Below are 6,784 nucleotides of genomic sequence, written 5' to 3' on the forward strand. Positions count from 1 at the left end.
ATCATTTTTAGACAACTTCAACGTCAATATTGGTGATTCCAAGAGCCTCTGCCTCTTTTATACAGGTTTCGTTGCTCTTCTGTAAAGCCTTTTTAATGTCAGGGATCATGGCTATTGCCTTGGGAGTAAGCTCCAATAGGTGAGCGCGCCTATCCTGCGGATTCTGAACACGACGGATACATTCTTCCGCTTCAAGGTAATCCAGCATCCTTACGATGGAAGCTTTGTCCAAGAATAGTTCTTCAGCCAGCAATGTTTGATTGATATCACCTTGGTAAGATTCAATGACCACTAAAGGGTAATAGTAACGTTTCAGCGGAAAGTCCTTCAATTGCTCTATAAAGTGGTTAGCATAAGCTTTTGCTAATTCACCAAAAATTTTACCCAAAGGATGAAAATTATTGTTCTTATCTATCAAAAGGTTGCGTTTGAAATAGTTTACAAGATCAACTATTGTAGTGAAACACGAATTACTGAAATTTGTTCCAAAAGTACAATGAATGACAGCTATTTATCTGTGAATGTACCTTCTTGTGAAGTTAACGAAGGAGTGCTAGACAAAGAAAAGAAAGGTAATAAATAGTTTAAAAATTGTTTCGTAAAAAACAACGGGCAAGCTATCCATCCCCCTGATGGTAGCCTGCCCGTTTACTAAAACGTTACATCATTTATTATTGTACGACGATCCTCTGAGCCGGTATCATACGACCGTTTAAGTCAATAGCTTGTAGGTAGTAAACCCCTGCTGGCAATTGTGAAGGAATTTCTACCGTGCATTGTTTGCCTTGGGTGTTTACTTCGGGAACGCTAATCATTTGCCCCTGCTGATTGAGTAAGCGCATGGAGCCTACTGCAAATTCCTGATCTATCTGCACCTTTAAACTTCCGCCACGAGGTACAGGATTAGGAGAGATACGCAAGCGAGCGGTGCTCAATTCGCGGGTACTGGAGACCAAATCAGCAGCCCGGGGGCGATAAATGAAATCCTCTGCGCCGCCTGCTCCAAAGTTTATACGTACCACAGGTGCTTCCATACCTGGCGTTAAAAAGACAAACACCTGCTCGGTGGAAACCATTCCCTGGCTTACCCCGAAAGGTGCCGTTAAGTTGGGTGGTGCAACCATACCTCCGATAAAGAAACTGTCAATTGCCGTAGCATCTATTTGCACGAGTAGTACATCAATCGGAGGAGAAGGACTATGATCCTCTAGTGGAATGATCACCTGCCCATAACCAATCACAGAGTGGCTTTCGGTGTAGTAACGGCGAGATTCAACTGGCGCATTGGTGAGCCCAAAGGCTGCAACGGTTAAAGCAAGATTCGTTCGTTCAATACGGTCACTTTCATAAGTGTCCTGGTAGGTCATCGGAAATGACAACACATTTATCCGGCCTTCGTAAGTGAACGTGTCTGCTAAAAACAGGAAGGTATCGTCAGGGTTACCAGTAATCGTCGTAAGTGGGTAGCCAGTCTCCTCAATCAATCGCCCTACAGCGTAAAAGCCTTCCTCATCAGCTCCTTCGTAATGTACTGCATCGGCTTCAAACTCCTGGAACTTAAGATAGCCTGTTCCACTGCTGTATGCTTGAGTAAAAATAGGACTGTCTCGCTCATCAGTGACGTAGGTAACCCGCGGAAAGTCAAAATCAACATCGGCGTAATCCCACACCTGGGCTGCTCCCCCCGTGGGGACCGTTATTCCATCCGTGAACCCAAAATAAAGTCTATCCGTATATCCTGCCGGAGGGGTACTGTTTTCTGAAGTAAGGATAATTTGTGCTCCGGCCGTCGTCCAAACTACGACCAGGAAAAATAAGGTAAGTGTAATAGTACTTAATTGCATGGTATTGCTTTTTGATAATTAAAAAAGTGTCACACGGTACTTTTCCGTGCTTGACCCAAAGGTGTGGGCAAAACCAAGCGGAGCGTTATTACAAACCAGTCGACTTGTATCAATTTCAGGAAAGGAGTAAGAATTTTGGGACATTTATATAAAAAACGGGACAGCAAGCTGATTTTTCCATAGCAATCTTCCTAAGCTAGAGATTTTAGCTTATGATAATCAGGAGCCATACCTTCTCCCGACTGATGCAGTCGGGATCGGCACCGGGCCATCCGTTATTACCTGAGGTACCACTGCTGCACCACGTCCTTGTTTGCTGCGCGCTGGCTACAAACTACCTGGTGTTTGTCCGAATTTTTCGCGGAAGCACTTCACAAAATAAGCAGTGCTGCTAAAGCCTGTAGCAATGGCAACCTCAGACACATTTCCTTCTTGCCGCTGAAGCATCAGAAGTGCTTTTTGTAATCGATAGTTTCGAATAAATGGATTGGCCGACAAGTCGGTAAGAGCGCTGAGTTTACGATTCAGATGTCGACGGCTCATACCAACTTCCTCGGCTAATACATCTACGCTAAACTGTTCATTATCAAGATGGATATCAAGAATTGAGTATACTCCCTCCAGGAAAGCACGATCTGTTGTGTTCAGTTGAGGATCAATACCAGCTTGCTCTGCGGGTACTGTACGCTGCTGGCGTAGTTGCTGGCGGGAAGCGATGAGATTACGTACGCGCAATTGGAGTTCTTCGGTATCAAAAGGTTTAAGTAAATAATCATCCGCACCTTCTTCCAGGCCGTGTAGTTTCTCTTCGCGTGCTGCTTTGGCCGTCAATAATATTAGAGGTATGTGGCTGGTGCGTTGGTCATTTTTCAACGTGCGGCATACTTCGTAACCGTTCTTCTTGGGCATCATCACATCACTGATAATGAGATCGGGCTGGTGCTCCAGAGCTTTGTCGATACCATCTTGCCCGTCTGCGGCTTCTAACAAGTGGTAATCCTGCCGTAGGTTCTGTTTTATATAAAAGCGCACATCCTCATGGTCTTCAATAATCAAGACCAGCGGAGTGGTGCTCGTGTGGCGATCAATAGGTAAATAGGAAGGCGAACTGCCTGCTGATGGCACCTGCTCTTTTTTAGGAAAAACAAACGATGACGATACTGTCACCCCCTCATTCGATTCATTTTTATTCAAAGGAAAACGGAGCCGGAAAGAAGTTCTTTTGTTTTCAATGCTTCGCACCGTGATTGTTCCACCATGCAGATTGACCAGTTCTTTTACCAAAGTCAGGCCTATCCCCGTACCGGGTACTTCCTCTGATGTTGCATCTTCTACCTGAAAAAATCGGTTAAAAATGTGAGGCAATTGATCAGCAGGAATTCCTCGTCCGGTATCTTTTACGAGTACTGTTATCCAATCCTCTTTTACCGTGAGTAGTACTGCTACATCCTCCGAGGTTTTTGTGAATTTAAAAGCATTAGACAGGAGGTTATTAAATATTTGTTCAATTTTATTGGGATCAACTAAAACCTCCAATTCATCTACTTCACTGGCAAAGTTCAGGCGTACCCCTTTTTGTTCGGCCAGTGACTCGAAGGACATGACGATTCCTTTCAGCAAGGCAGGGAAGTTTACCTGCTGCAAGTCCAGTTTCATCTTACCGGCTTCCAATTTAGATAGAGCCAGTATTTGATTGATTAAGCTCAATAGGCGTTCTGCATTTCGGTGCATCAACCCCATGAGTTTGCGATCCTCAGCTACTGTCTGTTTGTCTTTCAACTGATTTAACGGCCCCATAATGAGGGTCAATGGCGTACGAAACTCGTGCGATATATTCGCAAAAAAGCGAGACTTGAGTTGATCGAGTTCCTGAAAACGGTCTTTCTCCCGGCGGATGTTGTCAATTCGGGTAAACAGATCATAAAATAGAACAGTCGAAAATATCATTGTGCCCAACTGAAAGAAACTAAATGCATTTCCTGGACCAGGAGGCATTCTGTTTATTGTTAGTAAATGAAAGATAGAAGCAACAAAAAGAATTAAGACCATTCGCAACAACATCTTCCCTTTAGGTTCTCCTAACTTGGCAGTCATCGTAATAGGAAAAAAACATAAAACAATCCAAAAAAAGAGCATTATGTTATGGTAGAGCACCGAATTATTGTGACCAATCACAAAAGGAGCCACATGAGCAAAAGCCTCCATAAAAACAACAAAGAGGAAAACAATGGTAACGAAGCGTTTGTAACGTTGCCTTAAGTCTAAATAATTAATAATAAAAAGGGTAAAGCAAAAAACAATCCCAGATATAGCCCAGGCCATAAACAGAAATTCCTGATAAGGAAAATAAGCAAGTAAAAGCACATCTGACACTCGATTAGCAGCCATAAAATAAACGCCAAAGCTGAGCATCAATCCAGCAAAATAAAGGAATATACGGTCCCAAAACAGACGGTACATATACAGGCTCAATAGGCAAAAAAGCACCATAAAACCCAGGTAAAAAGACTGCCAGATAAAGTTCCCTACGATGTACTTATTGATTGATACAGCCGGTTGAATACTAAATGCTTTGTGTAAATATTCCTTCATCCCTGGTACACGAACCCGAATACGTAACCAAAAATACTTCGTCTCTCCAGGAAAAAGGCCGATAGCAGCCATGTTCTTGATGTGGGAAGGATGCTTGTTCCAAACAGACACCCCTTCGCCCGTAATTTGCAAGTTTGTTACCTGATCACCAATAACCGTATAAGTCCACAAGGAATCAATACTCCACAGTCCAACAAGAAACTCATCACGAAAAACATTGCTTTGATTACTTAACTCCACACTCGTCCAGAGGTAGTAAATGGTGTCGGGCATCTCCGTCTGCTTCGGGTCAACTACAATTAAACTGGAGTCTGCCAATATATCAGCGATGGTAAGCTCGCCCGTAGGATCGACAATGAAGCGTAAATTTTTATCAAATAAAACACTTTGCTCCTTATCCTCCTCATAGGTATACTGCTGGATTTGCCCCTGCGCCAGAGGAAATACAAAAAAAAACAGAAGGATAAGTACGGTAACTCTCATGAACAACGTGATGTCTTAGGCTCTAAGTTAACCTTAAAAACGAGTACTCCCTGCTTGGAGAATCAAATTATAATCACAAAATCATACTACCCAGAAGACATGTTTTTTTGCTTAAGAAAGCAAGTCTACTTGGCTACAGAAATTATTTTTAAAAAAAAATGAAAAAGATCACCTTTTCAGAGGGGGATTTCTCCAACTAAGCTGTCTTAACAATATAGCTTACAGTATTAAGAGATGCTCTGTTTACATCTCAAACACAATTCTATCTTTTAAAAATTAAATATGAAAAACCACTTATTATACCTTTTCCTTCTGTTGTGTACGAACAGTTTCACCCAAGAATTCTATAATATGGAAAACATCCAGACCATAGAAATCACTTTTGAACAAAGCAACTGGGATCAATTACTTGACGCTGAATACGCTGGAAGCGGGGGGTATATCATGGCCCAAAGCGTCACCCTTAACGGTGAAGTGTTTGACAGCGTAGGCGTAAAATACAAGGGCAACAGTACCTATAGTGCCAACCAGACCAAGAATCCTTTCCACATTGAACTGGATACCTACAAAGAACAGGATTATGATGGCTACACCGATATTAAACTCAGTAATGTCGCTAAAGATCCTTCTTTCTTGCGGGAAGTATTGTCCTACCAAATTATTAGACAATACATGGATGCGCCGCTTTCCAACTATGCCAATGTCTATGTCAATGGAACCTTGATTGGCCTTTACAGCAACTCGGAATCTATTTCCAAAAAATTTGTCAATAGCAGGTTTTATTCCAAAAAGAATACCTTCATTAAGTGTAATCCTCCTGACGGTGCAGGGCCACAATCCAACGACCTCCCCAATCTTGTATACCTCGGCCAAGACAGTACCAACTACTACGATGCTTACGAACTAAAGTCTGATGGTGGCTGGCAGGAATTGATCGACTTGTGCGACACGCTCTCCAATGAACTTGATGCTATTGATCAAATTCTCGACGTAGACCGTGCCTTATGGATGCTTGCGCTAAACAATGTACTCGTCAACCTCGACAGTTACATTGGTGCTTTCGCCCAAAACTATTACCTCTATCGTACCGACTATGGCCAGTTTGTGCCTGTCATCTGGGATTTAAACGAATCCTTCGGTCGGTTTTCTATGACAGGGAGCGGCAACCTCAACAGTACTACGGCTAAACAACAAATGAGCCACTTACTCAACCAGAACGATTCCGACTTTCCGCTGGTGCAAAAGTTGTTGAGCGTACCGATGTACAAACGCATGTATATCGCGCATTGTAAAACCATTCTTGAGGAAAATTTCGAAAACGGCTCTTACGAGGCTACGGCTGAAACACTACACAATACCATTGATGCAGCGGTACAGGCAGATAACTATAAGTTTTTCACCTACGGCAACTTCCTCTCCAATATCTACAACGACATCAATGGCGGTCCTGGACCTGGTGGTGGAGCAACACCCGGCATCACCAACTTGATGGATGGCAGAGCCGCCTACCTTCTTGGCTTGGCAGACTTTAACCAAACGACACCAGCTATCTCCGACATTACCGTGTCTGACCCTACACCGGTTGTCAATACCCCCGTTACCCTTTCTGCCTTTGTGGCCGACGAGAATGCCGTCTTTGTGGGTTACCGCAGTGAATTTGGTGCTCCATTTACCCGTATTGAGATGTACGACGATGGGCTTCACAATGATGGCGCTGCCAACGATGGCACCTATGCTGTAGAGCTCCCCATCAACAATACTTTTGTACAATACTACCTCTACGCCGAGAATGACAATGCAGGTATTTTCTCGCCGCAAAGAGCCGAGCATGAGTACCACAGCCTGACGGCCACCACTTCTAACCC

General features: G+C 43.4%; 4 protein-coding genes. 1 reads left to right on the plus strand and 3 read right to left on the minus strand.

Translation table 11 applies throughout. The features are described from left to right. Positions 1-7 precede the first annotated feature (7 nt). The 3 genes from ACRBG0_RS28050 to ACRBG0_RS28060 all read right to left on the minus strand — a co-directional run bounded on the left by ACRBG0_RS28050 (position 8) and on the right by ACRBG0_RS28060 (position 4,919). Positions 8-418 (minus strand): MarR family winged helix-turn-helix transcriptional regulator, encoded by a 411-nt coding sequence (locus ACRBG0_RS28050; protein ID WP_431490141.1) that lies wholly within the window; start codon positions 416-418, stop codon positions 8-10. 253 nt (positions 419-671) lie between these two features. Beyond that, positions 672-1,844, minus strand: a complete 1,173-nt coding sequence (locus tag ACRBG0_RS28055; RefSeq protein ID WP_431490142.1) for a T9SS type A sorting domain-containing protein — start codon at positions 1,842-1,844, stop codon at positions 672-674. A gap of 327 nt (positions 1,845-2,171) precedes the next feature. After that, positions 2,172-4,919, minus strand: coding sequence for an ATP-binding protein (locus ACRBG0_RS28060; RefSeq protein WP_431490143.1), 2,748 nt, complete (start codon positions 4,917-4,919; stop codon positions 2,172-2,174). 282 nt (positions 4,920-5,201) lie between these two features. On the opposite strand from ACRBG0_RS28060, the gene ACRBG0_RS28065 reads away from it, so the two are divergent. After that, the coding region (locus ACRBG0_RS28065; RefSeq protein WP_431490144.1) for a CotH kinase family protein at positions 5,202-6,784 on the plus strand (1,583 nt) is incomplete at its 3' end.

The sequence above is a fragment of the Lewinella sp. genome (assembly GCF_050633125.1).
Taxonomy (GTDB): Bacteria; Bacteroidota; Bacteroidia; order Chitinophagales; family Saprospiraceae; genus Lewinella.